General features: G+C 68.2%; 20 protein-coding genes. 9 read left to right on the top strand and 11 right to left on the bottom strand.

From position 1 onward, the window contains the following. Positions 1-26 precede the first annotated feature (26 nt). Positions 27-815, top strand: a complete 789-nt coding sequence (locus tag OG801_RS06915) for a metallophosphoesterase family protein (RefSeq protein WP_406034712.1) — start codon at positions 27-29, stop codon at positions 813-815. A 33-nt stretch (positions 816-848) separates the two neighbouring features. Here OG801_RS06915 and OG801_RS06910 read toward each other — a convergent pair whose 3' ends face one another. The 7 genes from OG801_RS06910 to OG801_RS06880 form a co-directional block, all read right to left on the bottom strand. After that, positions 849-1,610: an ABC transporter permease gene (locus OG801_RS06910; RefSeq protein WP_406028383.1), complete on the bottom strand. Its 762-nt coding sequence runs from the start codon at positions 1,608-1,610 to the stop codon at positions 849-851. After that, positions 1,607-2,380: an ABC transporter ATP-binding protein gene (locus OG801_RS06905; protein ID WP_406034710.1), complete on the bottom strand. Its 774-nt coding sequence runs from the start codon at positions 2,378-2,380 to the stop codon at positions 1,607-1,609. Before OG801_RS06905 ends, OG801_RS06910 begins: the two co-directional genes overlap by 4 nt. Further along, positions 2,377-2,760, bottom strand: coding sequence for a DUF1048 domain-containing protein (locus OG801_RS06900; RefSeq protein ID WP_406034708.1), 384 nt, complete (start codon positions 2,758-2,760; stop codon positions 2,377-2,379). Before OG801_RS06900 ends, OG801_RS06905 begins: the two co-directional genes overlap by 4 nt. A 3-nt stretch (positions 2,761-2,763) precedes the next feature. Next, a complete protein-coding gene (locus tag OG801_RS06895) occupies positions 2,764-3,093 on the bottom strand; it encodes a PadR family transcriptional regulator (protein ID WP_160028116.1) in 330 nt (109 codons plus the stop codon). A 163-nt stretch (positions 3,094-3,256) separates the two neighbouring features. Next, entirely contained in the window at positions 3,257-3,805 is a 549-nt protein-coding gene (locus tag OG801_RS06890) for a hypothetical protein (protein WP_406034705.1), read from the bottom strand. Between the two features lie 40 nt (positions 3,806-3,845). Continuing rightward, positions 3,846-6,185 (bottom strand): WXG100 family type VII secretion target, encoded by a 2,340-nt coding sequence (locus OG801_RS06885; protein WP_406034703.1) that lies wholly within the window; start codon positions 6,183-6,185, stop codon positions 3,846-3,848. Further along, entirely contained in the window at positions 6,185-6,493 is a 309-nt protein-coding gene (locus tag OG801_RS06880; RefSeq protein ID WP_355021475.1) for a hypothetical protein, read from the bottom strand. Before OG801_RS06880 ends, OG801_RS06885 begins: the two co-directional genes overlap by 1 nt. 358 nt (positions 6,494-6,851) lie before the next feature. On the opposite strand from OG801_RS06880, the gene OG801_RS06875 reads away from it, so the two are divergent. Next, on the top strand, positions 6,852-7,202 hold the full coding sequence (locus tag OG801_RS06875) for a hypothetical protein (protein ID WP_406034701.1): 351 nt from the start codon (positions 6,852-6,854) through the stop codon (positions 7,200-7,202). Positions 7,203-7,300: 98 nt separating this feature from the next. Here OG801_RS06875 and OG801_RS06870 read toward each other — a convergent pair whose 3' ends face one another. Next, positions 7,301-8,320 carry an alpha/beta fold hydrolase gene (locus tag OG801_RS06870; RefSeq protein ID WP_406034700.1) on the bottom strand — a complete coding sequence of 340 codons (1,020 nt, stop codon included), beginning with the start codon at positions 8,318-8,320 and terminating at the stop codon, positions 7,301-7,303. 78 nt (positions 8,321-8,398) lie between these two features. On the opposite strand from OG801_RS06870, the gene OG801_RS06865 reads away from it, so the two are divergent. Then, positions 8,399-8,974 (top strand): TetR/AcrR family transcriptional regulator, encoded by a 576-nt coding sequence (locus tag OG801_RS06865; protein ID WP_406034698.1) that lies wholly within the window; start codon positions 8,399-8,401, stop codon positions 8,972-8,974. Between the two features lie 33 nt (positions 8,975-9,007). Beyond that, complete coding sequence (locus tag OG801_RS06860) at positions 9,008-9,889, top strand: hypothetical protein (protein WP_406034696.1); 882 nt, start codon at positions 9,008-9,010, stop codon at positions 9,887-9,889. A 10-nt stretch (positions 9,890-9,899) separates the two neighbouring features. Here OG801_RS06860 and OG801_RS06855 read toward each other — a convergent pair whose 3' ends face one another. The 3 genes from OG801_RS06855 to OG801_RS06845 all read right to left on the bottom strand — a co-directional run bounded on the left by OG801_RS06855 (position 9,900) and on the right by OG801_RS06845 (position 14,040). Beyond that, positions 9,900-11,360 carry a glycosyltransferase family 39 protein gene (locus OG801_RS06855; RefSeq protein ID WP_406034695.1) on the bottom strand — a complete coding sequence of 487 codons (1,461 nt, stop codon included), beginning with the start codon at positions 11,358-11,360 and terminating at the stop codon, positions 9,900-9,902. A gap of 71 nt (positions 11,361-11,431) precedes the next feature. Beyond that, entirely contained in the window at positions 11,432-13,066 is a 1,635-nt protein-coding gene (locus OG801_RS06850; protein WP_406034693.1) for an alkaline phosphatase D family protein, read from the bottom strand. Between the two features lie 86 nt (positions 13,067-13,152). After that, entirely contained in the window at positions 13,153-14,040 is an 888-nt protein-coding gene (locus OG801_RS06845; RefSeq protein ID WP_406034691.1) for an oxygenase MpaB family protein, read from the bottom strand. A gap of 77 nt (positions 14,041-14,117) precedes the next feature. On the opposite strand from OG801_RS06845, the gene OG801_RS06840 reads away from it, so the two are divergent. From OG801_RS06840 to katG, 5 genes are all read left to right on the top strand, one after another. Beyond that, the gene (locus OG801_RS06840) at positions 14,118-15,215 is read left to right on the top strand and encodes a hypothetical protein (RefSeq protein ID WP_406034689.1); all 1,098 of its coding nucleotides are present in this window, start codon (positions 14,118-14,120) and stop codon (positions 15,213-15,215) included. 8 nt (positions 15,216-15,223) lie between these two features. Further along, positions 15,224-16,669: a protein kinase domain-containing protein gene (locus tag OG801_RS06835; protein ID WP_406034687.1), complete on the top strand. Its 1,446-nt coding sequence runs from the start codon at positions 15,224-15,226 to the stop codon at positions 16,667-16,669. Positions 16,670-16,710: 41 nt separating this feature from the next. Continuing rightward, positions 16,711-17,901 carry an MFS transporter gene (locus tag OG801_RS06830; protein WP_406034685.1) on the top strand — a complete coding sequence of 397 codons (1,191 nt, stop codon included), beginning with the start codon at positions 16,711-16,713 and terminating at the stop codon, positions 17,899-17,901. Positions 17,902-17,964: 63 nt separating this feature from the next. Next, complete coding sequence (locus tag OG801_RS06825; RefSeq protein WP_406034684.1) at positions 17,965-18,390, top strand: Fur family transcriptional regulator; 426 nt, start codon at positions 17,965-17,967, stop codon at positions 18,388-18,390. A 96-nt stretch (positions 18,391-18,486) separates the two neighbouring features. Then, positions 18,487-20,640: a catalase/peroxidase HPI gene (katG, locus tag OG801_RS06820; RefSeq protein WP_406034682.1), complete on the top strand. Its 2,154-nt coding sequence runs from the start codon at positions 18,487-18,489 to the stop codon at positions 20,638-20,640. Positions 20,641-20,731 lie beyond the last annotated feature (91 nt).

The following is a 20,731-nucleotide window of genomic DNA, read 5'->3' as shown; positions in this document are numbered from 1 at the left end:
TCCCAGCCATCGCATAGCCTGCGCCCATGACCCCAGAGCGCATAGCGCTGATCTCGGACGTACACGGCAACCTGACCGCCCTAGAAGCCGTCCTCGCAGATATCGACGCGAGAGGGATCACCCGGATCTTCAACCTGGGCGACTACGTCGGCAAGGGCCCGCGAGGCCGAGAGGTAGCAGAGATCTGCCGAGAGCGGTGCGAGGTCAACATCCTCGGCAACTGGGAGGATTTTCTCCTCGCCCCGGAGCCCGACTTCGGCCGCGAGTCGGTGGGGCTGATGTGGTGGCGGCTGCAGGCGTGGGAGCAGGCGGAGTGGCTGCGTACGCTCCCGTTTTCCTACGACTTCACGATGAGCGGCCGCCGGATCAGGCTCTTTCATGCCTCCGAGGAGACGGTCCACCGACGGGTCAGGTTCGACCATGACGAGCAGGAGTTCCTGGGTCTGTTCCGGAACACAGAGGCGACCGGTCTCGACGTCCCGGAGCCGGACATCGTCGGGTACGCCGACACCCATGATCCCTACTACGAGACCGACCGGGACAGGCGCACGGTCTTCAACACCGGCAGCGTCGGCAACTGCATGAGCGACCCGACACCGGTCTACGTCATCCTCGAGGGCGTGATGGACAGCGACCAGGAGGCGCCGTTCGGCATCCAGTGGGTCCGGGTTCCCTACGACGCGGAGGCCGAGCTCGCGTACGCGGCAGACGTCGGGATGCCCGAGCTCGACGAATACACCTACGAGCTGCGTACCGGCTTCTACCGCGGCAACCTCAGGAACGACGAGCAGCCGACCTACCACCGGAAGGGGTAGATCGGCTCTTCGCCGTACTTGTTGTGGCCGGGCTCAACTGATCTTGCGTCGGTAGACAGCCATGGCGGCGGCGTACGAGGCGACCAGGATGCCTACGCACCAGGCCAGCGCGACCCAGATGTCGTCACCGACCGGCTGCCCCGCGAAGAGAGCCTGGATGGTGTTGACGATCGACGTGACCGGCTGGTTCTCGGCGAAGGCGCGCACCGGACCGGGCATCGTCTCCGTCGGCGCGAACGCCGAGCTGATGAACGGCAGGAAGATCAGCGGGTAGGAGAACCCGGTGGCCCCCTCCATGGTCTGTGCCGCCAGCCCGGGGATGACCGCGAGCCAGGTCAGCGCCAGGGTGAGCAGCGCCAGGATCCCGGCGACTGCGAGCCAGGCGCCCAGGTCCGCCGAGGTGCGGAACCCCATCACGAACGCGACGCCCAGGATGATCACCATGGTCAGCATGTTGGCCACCATCGAGGTGCCGACATGCGCCCACAGCACCGCCGAGCGGGCGATCGGCATCGACTGGAACCGCTCGAAGATCCCGCTCTTCATGTCGGTGAAGAGCCGAAGTGCGGTGTACGCGATGCCCGAGGCGATCGCCATGACCATGATCCCGGGGAGCACATAGTTGACGTAGTTGTCGGTGCCGGTCCGGATCGCGCCGCCCAGCACATAGACGAAGAGCAGCATCATCGCGATCGGTGTGAGCGCGGTGGTGATGATCGTGTCCGGGCTGCGGGTGATGTGCCGCAGCGAGCGCCCCAGCAGGGTGCCGGCATCGGCGAATGCGTGCTTGGTCATGACTGTGCTCCTCGGTTGGTCGATCCGGTGAGTGAAAGAAAAATTTCTTCCAGCGAAGGCTGCTTCTCGACGTACTCGACCTTCGCCGGCGGCAGCAGCGCCTTGAGCTCGGCGAGGGTGCCGTTGGCGATGATCGTCCCGCCGTGCAGGATGGCGATCCGGTCGGCGAGCTGCTCGGCCTCCTCCAGATACTGCGTGGTGAGCAGGACGGTCGTGCCCTGAGCGGTCAGCTCGCGAACGACCCGCCACACCTCCAGCCGTGCCTCCGGGTCCAGCCCGGTGGTCGGCTCGTCGAGGAAGATCACCGACGGCGAGCCGATCAGCGACATGGCGATGTCCAGCCGCCGCCGCATGCCACCGGAGTACGTCGCGACCTTCCGGGCGCCCGCCTCGACCAGGTCGAAGCGCTTCAGCAACCCGTCGGCGATGTCTCCGGGGGAGGGGAGATGCCGCAGCTTCGCGACCAGGATCAGGTTCTCCCGTCCGGTCAGGATCTCGTCGACCGCCGCGAACTGGCCGGTCAGCGAGATCGCCTCCCGCACCCGCTGCGCCTCGTCGACGACCGATGCACCCTCGACCAAGGCTGCGCCGCCATCAGGTTTCAGGAGCGTCGAGAGGATGCGTACGGCCGTGGTCTTTCCGGCTCCGTTGGACCCGAGCAGCGCGAAGATCGTGCCCCGCGCCACCTCGAAGTCGACCCCTCGCAGAACCTGGTTGTCCTTGTAGGACTTCTCCAATCCCCGTACGGAGATGGCAGCTGTCGCGCTCATGACTCGTCCTCCTTGCTCTGCTCATTTGTGATGTTCTGAATGGCCTCGTCGAGCCGGGCCCGTTCCTTCTTGATCCAGGCGCCCTCGGAGTAGTTCCTGGCGAACTCCTCGGCGAACTCGACCGGGTCGTCACCGACGATCGCGCTGACCGGGGTGCCGTCCGCGGCGCCCTGCTCGAAGAGCTCGAGGAGGTCCTCGGCCATCGCCGTCACGATCGCGCCGTCGGCGATGCCGGCGGAGTACATCAGGTAGCGCTCGACCGCGTCGTGCGCCTTGCGGTGGTTCTCAGGAAGCTGCTGCTTGCGGGCCTTGAGCTGCCGCCAGCGCTTCTTCAGCTCGAGCTCGCCGACGACGGCCTCGAACATTGATCGGATCGACATGCCTTACTTCCCTTCCGTACGGAGGTTCTCCAGCCGTTCGGCCAGGAACCCCCAGGTGGTCCAGAACTCTTCGAGGTACTTCTCGCCATCTGCGTTGAGCGAGTAGACCTTCCGTGGCGGCCCTTTCTCGGACGGCCGCTTCTCGACGTCCACCAGTCCGTTCTTCTCGATCCGGACCAGCAGCGCGTAGACCGTGCCCTCGGCGATCTCGGTGAACCCCTGGCTCCGCAGCCAGGTCGTGATCTCGTATCCGTACGCCGGGTTGCCGGTCAGGAACGCCAACACGATCCCCTCCAGCGTCCCCTTGAGCATCTCGGTCATCTGCTTGCCCATCGGGCACCTCCCTTCCACTACTCAGTAATGCTGACTACCAGTACATAGTAGCGCTGAGTAGTGGAGCCGGGTCAAGTCCTAACCGCATACAGAAATGCCAGCGGCGCTGGTACGACGGCCTCAACCGTCGTACCAGCGCCGCTGGTCGTGTCCTGGGGTGTGCTCAGCCGGTGGCGTCCACGTCGGCGGCTCGCTCGAGCGCCGTGGAGAGCAGGTCCGCCACATCCACGGATGCCTCGCCCTCCCCGCTGTGCGTCACTCCAACGCCGACGAGGCGTCCGTCCTCCGTCTCCGCGAACGCGATGCTGCCGACTTCGACAGGGTTTGACGACGTACTCGTGAACGTGAATCCCACTGCCCCGTCAGGAAGCCCGCTGATCGGCTCCGACGTCGCCTCGCCGTAGTCGCCATTGTCAGCATCTGCCGAGCACTCGTCGACGGACTCCTTGATGGCAGTGAGCATCGACGAGGCGTCGGGGTAGTCCCCGCCCCCGGGAACGAACACGGTGGCGCCGACGACATCCCCGTTCTCGAGTACGTACTGGTCGCCGGTGGTCCCGTCTGCGGCGTTCGACAACTTCGCTGTCTCCAGATACGCAAGCGCATCACACCAGCCAGTCCCGGGCGCCCCCATGTTTCCATCGTTGGTCTCCTCGACCTGAGGAAGCGCGTCGGTGTCCAGCAGTGTCGTGTCGCCGCCGCAGGCGGTCATCAGGAACGGTGTCGCACACAGTGCGGCAGCCAGGCGGAACCTATTCCTTCTTGTAGTAATCCAGGAAGGCATTCTTGTAGCTCCCTTCGAAGTCGCCGGCGGTCACGTACTCGTTGAGGTAGTTCATCGCCTCGTGAGCGTAGCGATCCACGTCGCCCGCTGGGACGTCCGACAGACTGATGATCTTGCCGTCCTTGACGAAGGTCTCATCCGAGGGCGGGATGTCGATCACGCCGGCGCGCTCCAGTGCGAACAACGCGTTGAGCTCGACGCGGTTGACCCCTTCGGACGCTCGGGTCTCAGCGTTCGATGTCGCCGCGGCAGCCTCGTTGGCGAACTTCTCGCCGGCGGCGTCCTTGCCGAGGTCGATCGCCTGGCCGACGCCGTAGTCGATCAGCTTGCTGCCGAGCTCACCGACCTGCTCGGCGCCCGGGAGAGGCACCATCCCGGCCACTTCGCTCGTCAGATCGATGAACGCCTGACGCTGAGCGTCCCGGTCCTTGGCGCCGTCGATCTCGACATCGCCGACGGCACGCTCGGCGAATCCCTGGAGGTGACCACCACGCTCGAGAACGTCGCGCAGCTCCGTGCGCAGACCCGGATCATTCGGGTTCTGCGCCAGCTCGGCGGCGATGTTGTTGATCTGTGTCTGCTGGAAGGTGCCGACGCCCTCGGCGATGCTGGTCATCCCGTCCTGCGTGCTCATGGAGACCTTCATCATGTTCTCGAGGTCATCCTTGTAGAACTTCGGGTACGGGTCCATGTTGCCGTAGTGGTCGAGCTTGAACGGCTCTGTGCCGGGCTCGCCGGACCCGGGGTTGTGGAGCGCTGCGTCGACGCCTGGGGTGTAGAACTTCATCAGTTCCGCAACGTGGGGTGAGGCTGCTTTCGCGTCCTCGGCGTTGAAGCCCTCGTTGTCGGACACGTCGTGGAAGAACTTCGACACGAGGCCTGTCGTCTCCTGCGGGTGCTCCTTGAGGAGCTCCTGGCTGGTGCCGATGCCCTCGGCCAGCTCCGAGACGCCGGCGTAGCCGTCGGCCTGCCACGTGCGCTTGTCGAAGTAGTAGTCCTGTCGCGCCTTGTCCTCCGTGAGGAACTGGTAGCCCTGCTCCGGGTGGTCACCGAGGTTGCCCAAGATGGCGGCCATCGGGTCATCGCCCCAGCCACCCTCGTTGCCCGTGTCAAGCGGGCTGTGACCGGTGTGCTGATACCAGGTCTTGGCATCCATCACGGCGTTCTCGGCCCGCTCGAAGCGGTCGAGCTCCTCGGCGGCGCCGAGCACGAGGTTGCCGTTGAGGTCGTGGTCCTTCATCAGGTAGGTGAGGACCGAGGCGCCACCGGTGCCGCCCCAGTTCGGGTAGCGGTCCCGGAGGGCATCCTGCTCATCGTCTGAGAGGTAGAGCCCAGAGGGGCCGGAGTACTTGACGATGTCGTGGCCGAACTGTTCGGCCGGGAAACCGGGGTCGTTCGAGGCCGACGCGAGACCGTTTCGGAGGTTGGATGCGAGTGTGTTGACAGACTCCCCATCCGGGGACTGCATACGCAGGTATTCCTCGATCCGCGCCATGCTGGCGACGGTGCCGTCCGCCCCGAGGTCTTTGTAGAGCCCGGCGGCGACGGTCGAGTCGTCGGTGTATGCGCTCAGCATGGAGTTGAGGCGGTCGGCCTCTTCCTTGCTGAGCTTGTAGTCGTCGTCGTTCAGCGTGCTGTCGAGGCGGTCGCTGATCTCCTTGCCGAGCCGTGTCTGAGCATCCGGCGGCAGAGCGTCGATATAGCCGTCGTACTTGCCCGGATCGCTGAGCATCTTGTCGATGAGCTCGTCTTCGGGCAGGTTGCGCAGCTCGGGCGGCAGGCTGGCCTGCTCGATCGTGCCGTCGCCACCGTCGTAGTCGCCCTTGGTTGCGTGATTGAGGACAGCCGTCAGGTCCGCGTCAGCGGACGCGGCGTCGGTCAGCGCATCCTGGATGGTCTGGGCGAGCTGCTGCATCGTGCCCTTGTCCTTGTCCGGGTCTTTCTCGTCCGGGCTCGGATCGGTGATCTGTACGCCGCCGGAGAAGGAGACCTTCCAGCCTCGGCCGGTCGCGTCGTCGTAGGCGTGCTTCGCGCTGTCCTTGGCCTTCTTGATGGAGGCGGCGGCCTCGTCGAGGGCGTTGATGACCTGGGACAGCGGAGCCGCCATGTCGTTGAGGTCGGCGATCAGCCGGCGATGACGGTTCTCGGCACGGGTCGACGCCTCGCCGACCCAGGTGTCGGGGACCTTGCCGGCGTCCATCTCGTCCTGCTGGTCCTGGAAGCTCTTGCGGGCGGTGTTGAGCTGGTCCGCGGCGGTGTCGAGCTCTTCGGGCTTCCAGGTCTGCAGCTGCTCATAGGTGACGGCCATCAGTCTCGTCCGATCATTGCTTCGCGGTAGCGCGCCTGCTGCGCCGTGATGGTGTCGGCCTCCACGATCGCGTCGGCGTCGGCGACGGTCGTCGTCTTGTGATCGCGGGCGTCCTTGACCCACTTGTCCTTATCGCTCTTCCATTCGGTCTTGAGACCGTTGGCGGCGCCTGCGGACGTGCTTCCCGGCAGCGCGGAGGCGACCTTGCCCATCGGGCCTTCGAGATCGAGACCTGCGACGGCTTCGGCCGCGGTCCCGATGGAACGGGCCGCGGTCTTCACCTGCGGCGCCACGATTTCGACGTTCACGAGAGGGTCCCCCAAGACGTTCGGAGCGATTGGTAACTCTCTCCTACCCCAAATTCCGGGTTTCAAACACAAATCGTCGAGAAATCTTGTACTGAGCAGCTCCCGCATCTCGACGCGCTCACCTGCGCGGATCTGCCCGTGGGTGCCAAACCTTTGGGATAACGTCTCGGGCCATACGAGGCCGTCCAGCACCGGCAGGACGGGCGCGATCCAACTTGATGGAAAGGGCGCGATGTCACAACCGAACGAGGCGGCAGGGACAGGACCGGTTTGGTCCGCGACGAGCGCTCCGGCACCTGCTGGCGGTCCGCGAAGCGGCGTAGGGCTCGGGCTTGCCGGGTTGGGGCTCGGGGCGGGAATGCTGGCGATCGTCGCCCTGGTGCGGGTGATCGTCGGCATCCCGAAGGTCAGCCAGAGCTACTACAACTCCTTCTACAACATGGAGGACCGCCCGGTCGGCTGGCTCATCCTGGGGCTTCTGCTCATCGCCTCGATCGTCCCGATCGCCGTCGCGGTCGTCCTCGGGCACCTCGGCGTGAGCCGGGCGAAGGCAACCGGAACGAACGCCGCGGCCGCAGGGATCGCGCTCGGGATCGGCTACACGCTGGTGGTCTTCTGGGTCGTACGCATCATCAACGCGATCACGAACGCGGCCCAGTTCAACGGCGGATTCAGGGTGTTCATCGAGTACATCGGGCTCTGGGCCTGAGGTGGCCGTTCGGTCTCGGGAGGCACGGCCGCTGACGCTGGCGTTCGGGTCGGCGCTGGCGCTGCTGTACGCGGTCGACTCGCACTGACGGCTGCCGGTCAACGTACGTCTGCCCAGAACCTCTCGAGCTCGGCGTCGAGCTCGGCAGCGACCTGCATGGGCAGGGAGTGGGTGGTCTTCGGCCAGACCTTGACGGTCGCGCGGGGGAGCAGCTCGGCTCTCTCGGCGGCGTCCTCGCCACCGGCCAGCGACTTGTCGCTCGCGATCGCGACGTACACCGGCATCCGCAGTGACCGGATCTGCTCGTCGCTCAGCCGCGAGGGCGTCGGCAGGCTGCTGGAGTCGAAGTGCGCCGTACCGGCGGCGATCATCCGGGCCATCGGGTCCTCGGGATCGACCTCGTCGTCCTCGACGCCTCCGATCCGGTTCAGCGCATGGTCGCGCCAGGAGTCGGGCAGGAATGGGAGAGTGGCCACCGCCGACCAGCCGATCGCCCAGGCCGGCAGCACGCCGAACGTCATGATCGGCTCGAGCAGGGTGAGGCTGGCCAGCCGATCCGGGTGGCGCACCGCGACGGCCGCGGCGAGCCCGCCGCCCTGGGAGTGACCGACCAGGTGGATCCGGTCGAGTCCGAGACCAGCCAGCGCCTCCTCGACCCAACGGGCGTTGTCGTCCATGCCGCGCAGCGGCAGGGTCTGCTCGGAGAGCCCACTGTCGCCGATCGCGTCGAAGGCGTAGACGGTGCGGTGCTCGACGAAGTCGCGCAGGTTCTCTCCCCACATGGGTACGCCGCTGGCCCGTCCCGGCACCAGCACGACCGGGACGTCGTCGACCGGGTCCGGGTTGACCCAGGCGTACGCACGGACCGTGCCGAAGGTGGTCTCAACGTCGCGCGTCTCGGTCGGCTTCGGCAGCGCGGCGAAGGCCGCGGCGTACGCCTCGGTGTAGGTCTGGCGTCCAGCCGGGGTGCGGAAGTGGCCGACGCCGGGGCCGCTCGTGCCGAGCACCATCACCAGGCACCCGGTCGAGACGACCGCGATGACGGTGAGGAGCACCACCGGCCAGCGCCGGCGCTTCCTGCGCGGTTCGATGTGCTCATCCTCGATGTCCCCGTTCATGCCGTCCCTCACGTTCCCGATAACGATGCGATCGCATTGAAACCTATTGCGATGCGACTGTATTGCTAACCTGGCGCCATGCCAAGAGCCGTCGACCACGAACAACGCCGGTTCGAGATCGTCGCCGGGCTCTGGCAGATCGTCGCCGAGCAGGGGATCGAGGGCGTCAGCCTGCGGACCGTCGCCGCCCGGGCCGGGGTCTCGATGGGTCGCGTACAGCACTACTTCGGTACCAAGGACGCGCTGGTGGTCGCCGGCATCGACCTGCTCGTCAAGCAAGCCGTCATCGGGTACGAGGCGACCGCCGGTCGTCCGCCGCAGGACCGTCTCCTCCACATCCTGCTCCAGCAGATCCCCGCCACGGATGCAGGCCGCATCGGCGTCACCGTCTGGTACGCCTATGTCGCCAAGGCGATGACCCACACCGCCGTACGCCGGATCCTGGCCGAGGCGACGAGGGTCGGTGTCGAGGAGTGCACCCGCCACATCGAGGAGGGGGAGGGTCTCGAGGAGGCCGAGGCGCGAGCGCGTGCCATCGAGCTGCTCGCGCTCTCCGACGGCCTCACCCTTCGAGTCCTCATCGGGGACATCACCGCCGAAGAGGCCGAAGCCTCGATCAGGGCGTACACGTCGCGCCGGATGACGTCAGGGTGAATAGGGTCCCGTGTGGCCCTTAAGGTCTACGGCGTGGTCGGGAATGAGGATCTGGGCTCGCCGTGGATGGCGACGGTGCGCCGGGTTGCTTGGACGGTGACGGGGGTGTTCAACGCCCTGATCGGGCTGGCCATCGGAGTCGGGTCGGTGGTGGCGGACGGTGGCGCGTACGGGCCCTATCTGCTGGGGACCGGCTTCGGGACCCTGCTGTTCCTGATCGGTGTGCATGGACTGACCACCAAGGGCGTACGTCCGGCCGGGAGCACCGCGCGCAGGATCAGGCGGCTGGGTGTGGTCGCCGGTGACGGGATCGTGATCCGGCTGAGGCGAGCGCCGGGCATCTGCGGAGAGCTGATGTTGGTGTGCTTCGTGGCGATGCTGTGCCTGGCGGCGGGGATCGGCTTTCGGGCCGGCAATCCGTTCATCGGGCTGCCGTTCATGGTCCTCGCGGTCTTCTTCGCCGTCGTCGTGGCCGAGCATGCGACGACGCTGAGACTGCGACGAGCAGTGCTGATCACGCCCGAGGTGCTGACGGTGGAGCTCGGCCCCGAGACGGTCTCGGCGGCGTGGGCGGACCTCCGCGTCGACCTGTTCGAGCAGGTCATGAGCCCGAACGGGATCACGGTGAGGAACCGCTTCCTCGAGATCACGGCGCGGGGCGATGCGCCGTCGTGGACGGTGACGCGGCGTCATCGGATCCAGCTGATTCCGAGGCGCTGGCGCAAGGGCGTCGTCCGGGTCGGCTACCCGCTCCTCGACCGCCCGGAGCAGGTCCTTGCGACGTTGAGGTCGCTGCAGCGGCGTACGGACGAAGGTCGCCGGGTGGTGCTGTCCAACGACACGACCCTGGCCTATCTGACCGGGGACCTCGAGATCTCGCCGTTGTCGGATACGACGGGACGTCGTGGTCGGTAACCGACGCAGATCAGGCGCTGTAGTGCCAGAGCTGTGACCACGGCTGTGTCGCGGTGTCGCAGACGTGGATCGGGGCGCCGTCCTCCTCGTTGCCGGCACCTTCGCGGTTGTGGAGCGAGGCGACCTGCCGGCAGCCGTCGAAGAAACGGTCGGGGTCCTCGAACCCGACCACGACGATCGGTGTCGCGCCCGTCGGGGGCTGCTCCCAGAACCGCCAGCCGTTGTGCCCGCTGTGGACCGGAATGCCGATGCCGTACCACTCCAGAGCGCCCGCCTCTCCGTAGTTGGCGGTGAAGACCACGGCCGTACGCTGCTGGGCCGGTGTCAGGTCCTCGACGACCGCCCGTACCTGGGCGGCGTACTGGGGCCAGCCGATCGTCTCCAGCTGGTCCTCGCCGGCGGCGGTGTAGAAGGAGCTGGCGTAGGTCTTCGCCGGGAGCACGGGGAGGTTGATCGGCCAGGCGGGGATGGTCAGGAGTGCCAGGCCGGCGCCGAGAAGGCCGACGGTGCGCGGTCGCAGTCGCTCGGCGACCACCACGGAGCCGGCCGCGACCAGCGGCGGGAACAGGCCGGCCAGGTAGTAGCCCTTGCCGCCGGCAACGAGGAAGAAGCCCGCGACCAGCACGAACGCGACGGCGACCGGTCGGAAGAGCGCCCACTCGCGTCGCCGGAAGAGCGCTACCAGCCCGATGATCCAGATCGGCGTGATCACCGGGCTGAGCAGGATCAGCGCCTGGGTGACGTACCCGATCCGTCCGGACAGCCCGCCGTACTCCTCCCGGATGTCCTCGGAGAGGTCGAGCACCGGCCAGTCGTGCTCGAGCTGCCAGAGGAGGTTGGGAGTCCACAGGGCCAGCGCCGTCAGGCCGGCCAGCCACGGCCAAGGCGTGGCCAGGTTGCGCCGGGTCGCCGGAACGAGCGCGATGCCGAGCAGGATCGCGCCGAGGAGGAAGACCACCGAGTGCTTGTTCTCCAGCCCGATCCCCGCGGCGATCCCGGCCGCCAGCCAGAACAGCCCCCGCTGCCGCCAGCCGTCGGCGATCAGCGCCCGGGCCACCAGCACCAGGATCGCGGTCCAGGCCAGCGCGTCGAAGGTGGCCGTGGAGTGCCAGTGCCCGAACGTCATCGTGACCACTCCGACGGCCACGAGTCCCGCGGTGAGCACCTGCGCCGTACGCCTGCCGCCGAGCAGCCGTGCGAACTCTGCCGCCAGCAGGACCAGTCCGACCATCGCCAGCAGACTCCACAACCGCAGCACGACGAGGTTGTACGGCGCGATCTCGGTCGCGACCCGCGCCAGCAACGGTGTCAGCGCCGGCTGGTCGGGATATCCCCAAGCCAGTCGCTGACCTGCGGAGACGAAGTAGAGCTCGTCTCGATGCGGCCCGTAGAACGGGCTCATCGCCAGCAGTACGGCAGCCTGCGCGGCGACCACGAACCCGACGGCGGGGGAGTACCGCGGACGGTTCACGCCTCCGAGCGTAGGGGCCCCGCGGGCCGCCCCGCAGCCTGTTGTCACAACCCGGGCGTCGTACTGACCTCCTACGCCTCGACCAGACCCGGCCGGCCGGATTCGGTGAAGAACCGACCGCCGACGGTCAGCGGCGCCCCGGGAGTGCTGACCTGGGCGACGTTCTTGTACGTGATCTCCGCGCCGTCAGCATTCAGGGAGACGGTCGTGTAGCCACGGAGGCCGTTGTAGAACTTCATGTGCGGGTTGCGCTCCAGGTAGGCAGCCCAGTTGGCGGGATGCTCGGCGCCGTTGCCGCCCGAGGTGATGGAGCTGGTGACGATCTCGGTGCCCATGATCCGCGAGGACGGGTCGTCGAAGTCGTCGTGGATGTTCAGCCCGTAGTGGACGTGTACGTCGCCGGTCAGCACCATCAGGTTCGACTGCTCGGACGCCTTCCAGCCGTCGAGGATCCGGCGCCGGGAGGCGGGGTAGCCGTCCCAGGAGTCCATCGACCGGGTGCCGTCGCCGGAGGGGTTGTCGCGGCGGGAGAAGGTGACCTGCTGCGGGACGACGTTCCAGAGAGCCGAGGAGCGGCGCCAGCCGTCGATCAGCCACTGCTCCTGCTCGTTCCCGGGGAGCGTCATCGACTCGGCCTCGGACTCCGCCGACGGCACCTTCCAGCCGTCGCCGTTGGCCTGGTTGGTGCGGTACTGCCGGGTGTCGAGGATGTCGAACTGCGCCAGCCGGCCCCACCGCAGCCGTCGGTAGAGCCTCAGGTCGGAACCGGACGGCTGCTGCGGGAGCCGCAGCGGCTGGTTCTCCCAGTAGGCGCGGTAGGCGGCGGCGCGGCGTACCAGGAACTCCTCCGGCGGCACCGAGTTCTCCGGGGTGTCGGCGGCGTAGTTGTTCTCGGTCTCGTGGTCGTCCCAGGTGACGATGAACGGGTGCGCCAGATGGGCGGCGATCTGGTCCGGGTCGGACTTGTAGAGCCCGTAGCGCGCCCGGTAGTCGTCCAGCGTGACGGTCTCGTGGTTGAGGTGTGCCGGCAGCGGCTCGGTGTAGCCGCGCGCCCCGGCGGAGGCGTTCACGGCGTACTCGTAGAGATAGTCGCCCAGGTGGAAGACCGCGTCCACGTCCTCGCCGGCGAGATGCTTGTACGCCGTGTAGTAGCCCTGGTCGTAGCGCTGGCAGGAGGCGAGGGCGAAGGTCAGCGACGACACCGCGGCCCCCACGGCCGGGGCGGTCCGGGTCCGGCCGACCGGGCTGATCCACCGGCCGATCCGGAAGCGGTAGAAGTACTCGGTCGCCGCGTCCAGGCCACGGACCTCGGCATGCACGGAGTGGTTGAACTCCGTGTGCGCGACAGCGGTGCCGCGGCGTACGACACGCTTGAAGGTGGCGTCGCGGGCCACCTCCCAGCGGACATCGAAACGCGACGGCGGCATCCCGCCGGTGGGCTCCAGCGGGAGCGGCGCGAGCCGGGTCCACAGCAGCACCGAGTCGGGCAGCGGGTCGCCGGAGGCGACGGCGAGGGTGAACGGGTCCGAGGTGATGTCGGCAGGGGAGCCGGCCGGAGCGGCGAAGGCGCCCGTACGTGGCAGGCCGGTCGTGAAGGCCAACGCGGTCGCGGCGGCCGAGACGGTCAGGAAGCGGCGGCGGTCGAGGCCGCGGAGGGCGCCACGGAGATCAGGGCGGAGATCAGGAGAGTTGCTGGGGGCAGGCATGGACGTGCTCCTGTCGATATGGGGGTTATCGACAACAGCGAAGCGGTGCCCGGTGAAGGCCCCGTGAAGTGCGGGGGAGGGGTGGGCTACGGCTTGGTGCCGGAGACAGGTTCAGAGACCGGCCGGTGCGCCGGACAGCCCGGCGCGAAGGTGCCGAGGTCCTCGGTGTTGAACCCGTGCGGGTAGCTCTTGATGCGGGGCATGTCCCGGACGTACGCGGGCTTCCGCCGTGCCGGCAGCAGCGCGACGAAGCGCGCCCGAGCCTTCAGCGCCCCGCGCGACAGCGTCCGGGCGAGCCGCCCGGGCTCGGGGTAGCCGAACGCCTCCAGCAGGTGCGGCTCCATCAGCGACAGCGAGAAGATGCGGATGATCGGCGCCAGTGGACGCGGGTAGAAGGTCGTCAGCAGCTCGAGGGTCGAGTCGGCGACGGCACGGCCGCCCTCGTCGTACCCGAAGTGCTCGGCCTCGTAGGAGTCGAGGAGCTGCTCGAACTCCGCATAGGTCGCCGGGATGTCCTTGATCCCCATCCGCTTCCCGAGCGCCTGGTAGTAGCGCAGGGCGGCGAGCTGCTCGTCGGGGGTCGACTGCCGCCAGCCGAACTCCTGGTTCCAGCGCCGGGGGATCACCACGAACGTGGAGAGGACGTAGACCATGTCGTCGTTGGAGATGTCGTACATCTTGTGCATCTGGTTGATCCGCCGCACCGCGGCTCGGCCGCGAGGGCTGTCCAGGTCCTCGATCGCCGCGTCCTCCAGCAGCAGCGCGGTGTCGTCGTAGCGCTTCTGGGTGTTCTCGGTGAACTGGTGCGTGTCGGCCAGCAGCCGGCCGATCGAGGGCACCGCGTAGGTCCGGAACAGTGCGAAGCTGAGTGCCTGAGTCGTGTCCCAGGGGAACTCGTAGAGCCCCAGACGCCTCGAGATCTCCTGGAACTCGGTCTCCGGGTCCAGCCCTGCTGTGCGCGACTTCTTGGCCATGACGCCTCCTCGCTCGATACATAACCGTATCGTGACTTGGCTCACCTGTCGTGGCTCTCCCCGTAATGTCTTTGAGCATGGAGAAGTCGGGAACGCAGACGCCCCTGTCCCTCGCTGCCGCCGAGGCGGTCCGAAGGTACGCCGCCACCACCCGCTCCGCCCTCGGATCCGCCGAGTCCCCGGTGATCTCGTACGCCGGTCTGTGGCTGCTCCTCGCCTCGCTGGCGCCCGCGGCGGAGACCGAGACCGACGAGATCCTGGGCCTGAACAAGGCCGACGCGCGGGCCGCCGCGCTGACGCTGCTGGAGGCGCCGCACCCCACGATCGGGGCGGCGGTTGCCGGCTGGCTGCGGTCGGGTGTCGAGCTGACCAAGGGCCTGCCGATCGTGCTCGACCCGCTCCCGGACCAGGCCGGGCTCGACGCCTGGGCCGATGAGCACACCCGCGGACTGATCAAGGAGTTCCCGCTCGAGCTCGACGCCCAGACGCTGCTCGTGCTCGCCTCCGCGCTGGTGGTCACGCCGCGCTGGAGCGAGCAGCTGGAGCAGGGCGAGGACGGGTTGCTGCTGCTCGAGAGCGGCTTCCAGGCCGTCGTGGACACCGAGGCCGCCGGCCCGGTTGCGGTCGCCAGCCCGTCGAGCGAGGACGGCATCTCGGTCTACTCCGTGATCGCCGAGGAGGGCGTGTCCGCCGACGACGTGTGGCGGGCCGCGGACGAGGTGGTCCGGAGGATCGACGCCGGCGAGGTCCACGACCGCACGTTCGATGCCGGCCAGGAGGACGGGCACGCCTGGACGGTCCGGGAGGTCACCGCCTTCGGCAGCGCTCCGTCCGACCGCTGGCGCAGCCACCTGCCGGAGTGGAGCGCGGAGGACCGTCACGACCTCTCGTCCGCGCCGGGAGTCGCCGAGATCGCCCGCGGAGTGATGGCCGCGGTCGAGGAGGAGACGGAGGCCGTCTGTGTCCAGAAGGCGGTCGCGTCCTACGACCGTGAGGGCTTCAAGGCTGCCGCGGTGACCGGGATGATGGTCCGCGCCGCCACCGCGGCGCCGCGCGACACGAAGGTGCGGCAGATCGACCTGAGGTTCGACCGGCCGCACGCGGTGGTGGCGGTCGCACGCGGAGGAGCCTGGGAGGGCATCCCGCTCTTCGGCTCCTGGGTGACCCCGGCATAATTTCCGTCATGGACGAGCTTCCCCCGATCGCCGGCCGCTACCGGCTTCTCACCCTGCTCGGAGCCGGTGGCATGGGCGAGGTCTGGCGGGCGCGTGACACCGTCCTCGACCGCGATGTCGCGGTGAAGCTGCTGCGTGATGTGGACGACCCCACGATGGCCGAGCGGTTCCGCCGTGAGTCGCTCTCGACCGCCCGGGTCGTCCACGACGACGTCGTCAAGATCTTCGACGCGGGCAGCGACGACAACGACGTCTTCCTGGTGATGGAGCTGCTGCCCGGACCTACCCTGGCCGAGCCGCTGCAGCAGCGTGGCGCGATGCCGGTCGACATGGCGGTCGAGTACACCCGCCAGGTCGCCGGCGCGCTCGGCGCCGCCCACCGGGCCGGTGTGGTGCACCGCGACATCAAGCCCGCCAACCTCATGTTCGACGGCGACGGCCGGCTGACCGTGCTCGACTTCGGCATCGCGTACGCCATGACGGGGGTCGATGCCGGGCTGACCCAGACGGGCCATGTCATCGGCAGCCCGTCCTACCTCTCGCCCGAGCAGGCCTCCGGCGACCCGGTCGGGCCGCCCGCCGACGTCTACTCGCTCGGCTGCGTGCTCTTCGAGATGCTCACCGGCAAGGTGCCCTACTCCGCGCCGCACCCGGTCAAGATCCTGCACATGCACCTCAGCGAGCCGGTGCCGCGCATCACCGACTTCCGGGCGGTGCCGGCGCCGCTGGCTCGGCTGGTCACCCGGATGCTCGACAAGAACCCGGCCGCCCGGCCGTCGATGGACCAGGTCGGTCACGAGCTCGGCTATGTCCTCAGCGGCGCCGACCCCGACGCCACCGACCGGCTCTCCGCCGGGCAGGCGCCACGTCCGACCCAGATGATGGCGCCGCGCCCGCTCGACGAGCCGATGGCGCTGGCCAACTCCCGCACCGGCGTCCTGCCCAGTCCCGGCACCCCGCCTCCGGTCCGAGGGCCGCGCCCCGGGTCGCTGCGGAAGTTCCCGACCGGCCGTCTCCTCGGCGCGGTGGCGATCGTGATCGCGTGCGTCTTCGCCGCCTCCTGGCTGGCCGCCTACGAGCCCGCGCCCGCCGAGGCCCAGACGTCCCAGAGCTCGGACAACTCCGACAACACGGACAATAACGCCGACAACTCTGACAACTCTGACAACGCCGACAACTCCGCTGATGAGCCTGTCGACAAGTCGGACAACAAGACTCTCAACCGCCTCGACAAGCTCGACCGCTGGCGCGAGAACCTCGAGGGCTGGAACGTCATCGACGAGGGCCAGTCCCAGGAGTGGGAGGACCAGATCCAGCAGATCCGTGACCTCGTCGAGAAGGGCGAGAGCGCCAAGCGCGAGATGCGGGAGCTCCGCGAGGAGTTCGACAGTCTCGGCAAGGGTGACGGCAAGGACGGCGAGAAGATCCTCGACGGGCTGCTGAAGGGCAACTGACCCCTCGACCTGCGCGGCGTGAGGGTGCAGACTTCGCGTCCATGACGCGACTCCAGCTGGCCCGGATGGCGGTCTTCGTCGCCTTCGCGGTCCAGGGACTGACCTTCGCATCGCTGATCACCAGGCTCGAGTCGATCGCGACCAAGCTCGACCTCAGCGCGGGCGACGTCTTCGTCGTGCTCGGAGTCACCACCGCCGTCGGAGCGGTCGGCAGTGTGACAGCTGGACACCTCGCGACCAGGGTCGGCAGCGCCGCGACCCTGTCGCTGATGCTCGGCGGGGCCTCGCTGGCCGCGGTCGCGCCTGCCTTCGCGCCGACGATGGTGACCCTGCTGGTCCTCATCGGCGTCTACGGCTTCTTCCTCGGCGGCGTCGACGCCTCCATGAACATGCAGGGCACGGCCACCCAGGACGCGTACGGGCGCCCGCTGATGAACGGGTTCCACGCGATGTGGAGCGGGGCGGCCGTCCTCGGCGCCGTCTATGCGACCGTGACGATCGCCTTCGGCGTACCCCTGGGTCTGGACATGATCCCGATCGCCGTCATCGGCCTGGCCGCCAACCTCGCCACGTTCCGGCTCCTGCTGCCGCCGGAGGCGGTCGACGCGGCAGAGAAGCGGATCAGCGGTACGCAGCACCCGAAGCCTCCGCTGCCGTGGCTGCCCCTCCTCCTGGTCGCGGTGCCGACGTTCGCGATGTGGTTCATCGACTCGGCGGCCTCCGCCTGGGGCGGGATCTATGTCGTCGACGGACTGGGCGCCGCAGCGGCGGTCGGCCCGGCGATCTACGCCGCCTACCAGTTGGTGCTCCTGGCCGTACGTCTCCCCGGCGACCGCCTCGTCGCCCGCTTCGGCCCCGAGCGCGTGATCCGCACCGGCGGCATCGTCGGCGTCGGCGCGCTGCTGCTGATCGTCGTCGCCCCGCACTGGAGCGTCGCGGCCGTCGGGTTCGCCGTCCTCGGCGGCAGCCTGGCGATGGTCCCGCCGCAGTCCTTCGTCGCCGCCGCCCACATCTCCCCGGACAACGCCGAGGACGCGATCGCCCGGGTCAACCTCGCCAACTACGCCGGCTACCTCGCCGCCGCCTCCCTGATCGCCGCGGTCGCCGAGGTCTTCGGCGAGCGCTCGATGTTCCTCATCCCGCTGGCCATCTCCGTCCTGATCCCACTGATGGCCGGCCGCTTCGCAACCCGCCCCGCACCGGAGTCTCCGGAGACCGTGAAACTGGGTTGATTCCCTCCAGAAATTTCCCTGCCGTTTCTTGACTCATTCAGGAATTGGCGTAGTGTCTGGGGTGTGGGGAACGCGGACTACGAACAGCTGCTGAGAGGTGCCTCCCTGCGCGTCACTCGCCCGCGAGTGGCCGTTCTGGGGGCCGTCACCGAGAACGCGCACGCCGACACCGAGACGATTCTCGGAGCGGTGCGCGAGCGGCTTCCGGACGTCTCCCATCAAGCCGTCTACGACTCCCTCGCCGCCCTCTCGGCGGCCGGGATCGTACGCCGCATCCAGCCGTCCGGTTCGGTGGCTCGTTATGAGACCCGGGTCGGGGACAACCACCACCACGTGGTCTGCCGCTCCTGCGGGGCGATCGCCGACGTCGACTGCGCTGTCGGCCATGCGCCCTGCCTGACGGCAACTGATGACAACGGCTTCACGGTCGATGAGGCCGAGGTCATCTACTGGGGCACCTGCGCGGACTGCAGCCTGTCCCCGGGGTAGAGCCCGCGCCGGCGGAGCTTGTCATCGGCCGGCGCAACACATGTGAATCACAGCGTCTGGCAGCAGCCAGTCCGATCAGAAACGGATAGGAATCTCATGTCTGAAGAGGCCGTGAGCAAGTGCCCGGTGATGAACGCAGGCCGCGTTCACCCCACCGCCGGCAGTGCCAACCAGGAGTGGTGGCCGAACAAGCTCAACCTGAAGATTCTCGCCAAGGACGCCCCTGTGAGCGACCCGATGGGCGAGGACTTCGACTATGCGAAGGCTTTCGAGTCCCTGGACCTGCCTGCCGTCAAGGCGGACATCGCCGCGGTCATGACCGACTCCAAGGACTGGTGGCCGGCTGACTTCGGTAGCTACGCCGGGCTCTTCGTCCGGATGGCGTGGCACGCCGCCGGCACCTACCGCAGCCACGACGGTCGCGGTGGCGCCGGCCGTGGCCAGCAGCGTTTCGCGCCGCTCAACTCCTGGCCGGACAACGTCTCCCTCGACAAGTCCCGCCGTCTGCTGTGGCCGGTCAAGAAGAAGTACGGCAAGAACCTCTCCTGGGCCGACCTGATGGTCCTGGCGGGCAACGTGGCGATGGAGGAGGGCGGCTTCAAGACCTTCGGCTTCTCGGGCGGTCGCGCGGACGTCTGGGAGTCCGACGATGACATCTACTGGGGCCCGGAGAAGGTCTGGCTCGACGACGAGCGCTACACCGGCGACCGCGACCTGCAGGCGCCGCTGGCCGCTGTCCAGATGGGTCTGATCTACGTCAACCCGGAGGGCCCCAACGGCGAGCCCGACCCGATGAAGTCCGCGGTGGACATCAAGGAGACCTTCCGCCGCATGGGGATGAACTCCGAGGAGACCGTCGCTCTCATCGCCGGTGGCCACACCTTCGGCAAGACCCACGGTGCCCACCCCGACGATCTGGTCGGCCCCGACCCGGAGGCCGCGCCGCTGGAGAACCAGGGCATCGGCTGGAAGAACGGCCACGGCACCGGTGTCGGCGCGGACGCACTCACCTCGGGCCTCGAGGTCACCTGGACCTACCACCCGACCCGCTGGGACAACGAGTTCTTCCACATCCTCTACGCCTACGAGTGGGAGCTGTTCGAGTCGCCGGCCGGCGCCAAGCAGTGGCGTCCGAAGAACGGCGCGGGCTCCGACATGGTCCCCGAGGCGCACGGTGAGGGCAAGCGCGAGCCGCGCATGCTCACCTCCGACCTGGCGCTGCGCGTGGACCCGGAGTTCGACGAGATCTCCCGCCGGTTCAGGGACGACCAGGAGGCCTTCTCCGACGCGTACGCCCGTGCCTGGTTCAAGCTGACCCACCGCGACATGGGTCCGAAGAGCCGCTACGTCGGCTCCGAGGTCCCGGCCGAGGACCTGCTCTGGCAGGACCCGCTCCCCGCCGAGGGTGGTGCGACCGACGAGGCCGCGATCTCCGCCGCCAAGGCCGCGATCGCCGCGTCCGGTCTGAGCGTGCAGCAGCTGGTCTCCACCGCGTGGAAGGCGGCGGCCACGCACCGTACGTCCGACCACCGCGGTGGTGCCAACGGCGGTCGCATCCGTCTCGAGCCGCAGGTCTCGTGGAAGGTCAACCAGCCCGAGGAGCTCAAGCCGGTCATCGCGAAGTACGAAGAGATCGCGGCCGCGACCGGTGTCTCCTTCGCCGACGTGCTCGTCCTCGCCGGTGGCGTGGGCATCGAGCTGGCCGCCAAGGCCGCGGGCCAGGACGTCACGGTCCCGTTCTCCGCCGGCCGCGTCGACGCGACCCAGGAGCAGACCGATGCGGAGAACTTCGCCTGGCTCGAGCCGGTCGCCGACGGCTTCCGCAACTACGACTCCGGGTTCCTGAACCTCCCCACCGAGTTCCTGTTCATCGACCGGGCGAGCCTCCTCGGCCTCTCGGCCCCCGATGCCACGGTCCTGGTCGGCGGCCTGCGCGTGCTCGGCAACAACTGGGACGGTTCCGACCTCGGTGTCTTCACCAAGACCCCGGGCGCGCTGACGAACGACTTCTTCGTCAACCTGCTCGACTACGACCAGCAGTGGACCCCGTCCGCCGACGAGGCGACCTACACCAGCTCCAACGGCTGGACCGGTTCCCGCGTCGACCTGGTCTTCGGTGCCAACTCCGAGCTCCGCGCCCTGGCGGAGGTCTACGGTGCCGACGACGCCAGGGAGAAGTTCGTCAACGACTTCGTCAAGGCGTGGGTCAAGGTCATGGAGAACGACCGCTTCGACCTGAAGCTCAGCTGATCATGGGGATCTGAGGCCGTACGCCACGGCGTACGGCTTGATGCGGAGGCCGGCCCCTTTCGGGGTCGGCCTCCGTTGTCATACCCACCCG

It is taken from the genome of Nocardioides sp. NBC_00163 (assembly GCF_045206295.1).
In the GTDB taxonomy this organism is placed as follows: domain Bacteria; phylum Actinomycetota; class Actinomycetes; order Propionibacteriales; family Nocardioidaceae; genus Nocardioides.
This window is presented reverse-complemented; position numbering and strand designations above follow the sequence as displayed.

What these genes read in the sequence shown, in the direction of transcription:
- OG801_RS06910 (WP_406028383.1), bottom strand. Translation starts at nt 1,610, where the DNA reads ATGACCAAGCACGCATTCGCCGATGCCGGCACCCTGCTGGGGCGCTCG.
- OG801_RS06870 (WP_406034700.1), bottom strand. Translation starts at nt 8,320, where the DNA reads ATGAACGGGGACATCGAGGATGAGCACATCGAACCGCGCAGGAAGCGC.
- OG801_RS06845 (WP_406034691.1), bottom strand. Translation starts at nt 14,040, where the DNA reads ATGGCCAAGAAGTCGCGCACAGCAGGGCTGGACCCGGAGACCGAGTTC.
- OG801_RS06905 (WP_406034710.1), bottom strand. Translation starts at nt 2,380, where the DNA reads ATGAGCGCGACAGCTGCCATCTCCGTACGGGGATTGGAGAAGTCCTAC.
- OG801_RS06835 (WP_406034687.1), top strand. Translation starts at nt 15,224, where the DNA reads ATGGACGAGCTTCCCCCGATCGCCGGCCGCTACCGGCTTCTCACCCTG.
- OG801_RS06885 (WP_406034703.1), bottom strand. Translation starts at nt 6,185, where the DNA reads ATGGCCGTCACCTATGAGCAGCTGCAGACCTGGAAGCCCGAAGAGCTC.
- OG801_RS06915 (WP_406034712.1), top strand. Translation starts at nt 27, where the DNA reads ATGACCCCAGAGCGCATAGCGCTGATCTCGGACGTACACGGCAACCTG.
- OG801_RS06895 (WP_160028116.1), bottom strand. Translation starts at nt 3,093, where the DNA reads ATGGGCAAGCAGATGACCGAGATGCTCAAGGGGACGCTGGAGGGGATC.
- OG801_RS06850 (WP_406034693.1), bottom strand. Translation starts at nt 13,066, where the DNA reads ATGCCTGCCCCCAGCAACTCTCCTGATCTCCGCCCTGATCTCCGTGGC.
- OG801_RS06900 (WP_406034708.1), bottom strand. Translation starts at nt 2,760, where the DNA reads ATGTCGATCCGATCAATGTTCGAGGCCGTCGTCGGCGAGCTCGAGCTG.
- OG801_RS06865 (WP_406034698.1), top strand. Translation starts at nt 8,399, where the DNA reads ATGCCAAGAGCCGTCGACCACGAACAACGCCGGTTCGAGATCGTCGCC.
- OG801_RS06875 (WP_406034701.1), top strand. Translation starts at nt 6,852, where the DNA reads ATGCTGGCGATCGTCGCCCTGGTGCGGGTGATCGTCGGCATCCCGAAG.
- katG (WP_406034682.1), top strand. Translation starts at nt 18,487, where the DNA reads ATGTCTGAAGAGGCCGTGAGCAAGTGCCCGGTGATGAACGCAGGCCGC.
- OG801_RS06840 (WP_406034689.1), top strand. Translation starts at nt 14,118, where the DNA reads ATGGAGAAGTCGGGAACGCAGACGCCCCTGTCCCTCGCTGCCGCCGAG.
- OG801_RS06830 (WP_406034685.1), top strand. Translation starts at nt 16,711, where the DNA reads ATGACGCGACTCCAGCTGGCCCGGATGGCGGTCTTCGTCGCCTTCGCG.
- OG801_RS06890 (WP_406034705.1), bottom strand. Translation starts at nt 3,805, where the DNA reads ATGACCGCCTGCGGCGGCGACACGACACTGCTGGACACCGACGCGCTT.